At 67.3% G+C, this 3,303-nt stretch carries 4 protein-coding genes; 1 reads left to right on the top strand and 3 read right to left on the bottom strand.

All coding sequences use genetic code 11. The annotated features are described in order from the left end of the window. Positions 1 to 722, bottom strand: a 722-nt coding sequence (locus ACPYO4_RS16285; protein ID WP_425710292.1) for a transposase, incomplete at its 3' end; no start/stop codon positions are given. A 243-nt stretch (positions 723 to 965) separates the two neighbouring features. After that, positions 966 to 1,277 (bottom strand): putative quinol monooxygenase, encoded by a 312-nt coding sequence (locus ACPYO4_RS16280; RefSeq protein ID WP_068102119.1) that lies wholly within the window; start codon positions 1,275 to 1,277, stop codon positions 966 to 968. A 108-nt stretch (positions 1,278 to 1,385) separates the two neighbouring features. Here ACPYO4_RS16280 and ACPYO4_RS16275 point away from each other — a divergent pair, with 108 nt between their 5' ends. Next, positions 1,386 to 2,327: a GlxA family transcriptional regulator gene (locus tag ACPYO4_RS16275; RefSeq protein WP_425710294.1), complete on the top strand. Its 942-nt coding sequence runs from the start codon at positions 1,386 to 1,388 to the stop codon at positions 2,325 to 2,327. A gap of 268 nt (positions 2,328 to 2,595) precedes the next feature. Here the strand turns inward: ACPYO4_RS16275 and ACPYO4_RS16270 are convergent. Further along, positions 2,596 to 3,303: ISL3 family transposase (locus tag ACPYO4_RS16270; RefSeq protein WP_425710293.1), on the bottom strand; the 708-nt coding region annotated here is incomplete at its 5' end.

Here is a 3,303-nt window from a genome sequence, read left to right as displayed (position 1 = left end):
CTAGCGGTCTTGAACCCGCTGAACCCATCCATCGCGACCACCTCGACCCCGTCCCGCCACTGCTTCGGGCGACCCGCGAGCCACTGCTTGAAGACGGCCTTCGAGCGGCCCTGGACCATGTCCAGCAGCCGGGCGGGACCAGACTTCTCGCGGACGGGGGTGAGATCGATGATCACGGTGACGTACGTGTCGCCCAATCGCGTGTGGCGCCAGACGTGCTCGTCGACACCGATCGTGGTCACCCCGTCGAATCGGGCGGCGTCGTCGATCAGACGCCGCCTGCCCTCGGCGATGATCGCGCTGTTCGCGGTATGCCACGACACCCCGAGACCGGCCGCGGCCCGCGAGACAGTGAGATGGTCGACGACGATCGCCCCCAGCGCCCAGTCCAGCCCGCCGCGAGAGATCTTCGCCCGCGGGGCTGCTGCCGCCGTGGTGTCCTGCCGCCACGTCTTCCGGCAGTGCTCGCATCGGTAACGGCGCACCCGCACATGCAGGACCGTGGGCCGTCGTCCGAACGGCTCATGCGCAAGCCGACGAACCACCGTGTCCCGCGGCACGCCCTGCGCCCCGCACGCCCGGCACCACGGATCGTCCTCGACGACGCGGCACTCGATCACCGCCCGACCCGTCTCAAGACGTTGTCCCACAGCTTCGAGACCAAGTTCATCGAGGCGGCAGAACGTGGTGAGGCACGGCGCGGCATAGGTAGCGTTGAACACGTCGAGGTCTTCCGGATGGCGAGCGTAGGAACTTCCATCATCGGGGGACCTCGACCCCTACCCGGCTACCGCCACACGCACCCTCTCTACACCCTCAACTGCGAAGAGCCATCAATTGCTCCTTCGAATGTGGCGTGCGCTTTGTGGCTCGAGCCGCTCCAGAGCCGCCCGTTGGTTTGCCTGTTGAGTTTGTGACCGACAGCGCTCGTGTTGTGCTTCGCGTTGCGAACGTGCGTGGGCGGACTACGGGAGCTTGGACGCGAGGACGTCGGCCGGCAGGATCTCGGGTGCTGCGCCGAGGAGGTGCTGGTTGGCCGTCAGGGCTGCGACGATGGCGCCGTTGGCGTGGGCGTCGCGAGCGGCCTCGTCGGGGAATGCATCGAAGATCCAGAAGGTGTCGGCGTGGGTCCTGACCGCGAACCAGACAATCGTTCCTACTTCTTCGTTGGCGAGGGCGACAGCGCCGGCGAGCAGATCGGCGAGCGCGTCGTGCTGTCCATCGGCCGCGACGATCTTGGCGACGAAGGCATACGGAAGTGATGCGGGTGTGGACATGAGGGGTTCTCCTAGGTGTCGAGGTTTCTTGGTGAAGCGAGTTCAGCGTATGACGAGCAAGGGCATGTGAGAAGTGGCGTATACGACAGTGTTGCTATTGTTCACGCCATGCGTATTGGACTGATCGCGATCGACGGCTGCTTCGGTTCGGCTGTCGCGTCGATCATCGACATCGTGCGGGTGGCCGACGGAGCCCGCAGCGATGTCGACCCGCGGATCGACCCGATCGAACTCGCCATCCTCGGACCGAAACGGCGAGTGACCACGACAACATCGATGACCCTGTCGGTGGACCACCCGCTGTCGGAGTCCGCAGAGTTCGACGTGGTCGTCGTCCCTGCGCTTGGAACCCTCACGGCCGCCGCTACCCACGACGCCCTCCAGAGCCGAGATGCTCGTTCGGTCATCGCCTCGCTCGGGCGCCTCGACGAGGCGACCACCCGGATCGCCGCGGCGTGCACCGGCGTGTTCGCCGTCGCCGAGACCGGACGGATGCATCATCGGCGGGCGACGACCAGCTGGTTCCTGGGGCCGGAGTTCCTGAAGCGCTATCCGACCGTCGCCCTCGATCTCGACACCATGGTCGTGGTCGACGGGAACCTCGTCACCGCCGGCGCCGCGTTCGCCCACATCGACCTCGCGCTCTCACTCGTGCGATCGATCAGCCCCGACCTGGCCCAACATGTCGCCAAGCTCCTCATCATCGACGAGCGTCCGTCGCAGGCGACCTTCGTCGCCTACGACCATCTCCGGCACGAGGACCCGATCGTCGTCGAGTTCGAACGCTTCGTGCGCGCCCGCCTGGACGAACCGTTCAACGTCGCCTTCGTCGCGCAGTCGCTCGGCACCAGCCGGCGCACCCTCGAACGACGAGTCCGTGCGGCGCTCAACCTCACTCCGCTCGGGTTCGTCCAACGGCTTCGCACCGAACGAGCTCGGCACCTCTCAGCAACCACGGATCTCACCTCCGCCGAGATCGCGCTACGGGTCGGCTACGCGAACGCCGAGACTCTGCGCTCCCTCCTGCGCAGGGAGCGACGCCGTTCCTGACCTATCGCCATGCCTGTAGCCGGTGTCCTAGTGCTCGACTGGAACCACCTCTCAGCACGTCGCGTCGACGCTACTGCGTCGCCCCTGGACGACCCACTCGACACGCCCGCAGCACAGGCCATGTGACGTGCCCCGGCTTCCCGGACGGTCGGGGTCGGGTGGCTGTGATGTGTCGCTGCGTTCTCGTCGAGGGGGTCAGCAGACTCGATCAGGGTCGATTGGGATGAGACGCGAAGGCGCTCAGGTCAAGGCGGCCGAAACCGGCTCTTCACATTCGAGGGTGTAGTTGGGGTCGGAATCCGCCCGTCTCGAGTAGTGATCGGGCGATGTAGTTGGTCAGGTTGCGGAAGCCGAGGGCCGAGCCGCGCAGGTGCTCGAGCCTGCCGTTCATGGCCTCGGTGGGGCCGTTGGACGTGCCGGGCCGGTCGAAGTAGGCGAGCACGTCGGCGGCGCGGCGCTTCAGGGTCCTGCCCAGCTTGCGCAGCTCGGTCAGGGCGGCTGGCACGGTGGAGCTGACGGAGTCGATGAGCTGGGCCATGAGCTGGCGACCATGTGCGCGGTCGGGGACGCGGTAGGCGGCGATCATGCGCTGGTAGACGGCCCAGGCGGCCTCGACCGCTACGTGGGTGTCGCCGTCGAACAGGCCCTCCAGGCGCTGGGACTGCTTCTCGGTGAGCAGGTCGGCGCCGGTGTGCAGGGTCCGGCGGGCGGCGTAGAGCGGATCGCCCTTGCGGCCCCGGTGCCCGCAGGTGTCCTGCTGGACACGGCGCCGGCAGTCATCGAGCGCGTCGCCAGCGAGGCGGACCAGGTGAAAAGGATCCATGATGGCGACCGCGTCGGGCAGCTCTTCGGCGGCGGCGGTCTTGAACCCGGTGAAGCCGTCCATCGCGACGATCTCGACCCCGTCGCGCCAGTCCTGCGGCCGGCCCGCGAGCCACTGCTTGAAGGCGTGTTTCGAGCGGCCCTGGACCATGTC

Source organism: Georgenia sp. Z1491, assembly GCF_049856175.1.
Lineage (GTDB): Bacteria > Actinomycetota > Actinomycetes > Actinomycetales > Actinomycetaceae > JB111.
Note: the sequence above shows the minus strand (reverse complement) of the source record. Positions and strands in the feature narration are given on the sequence as shown.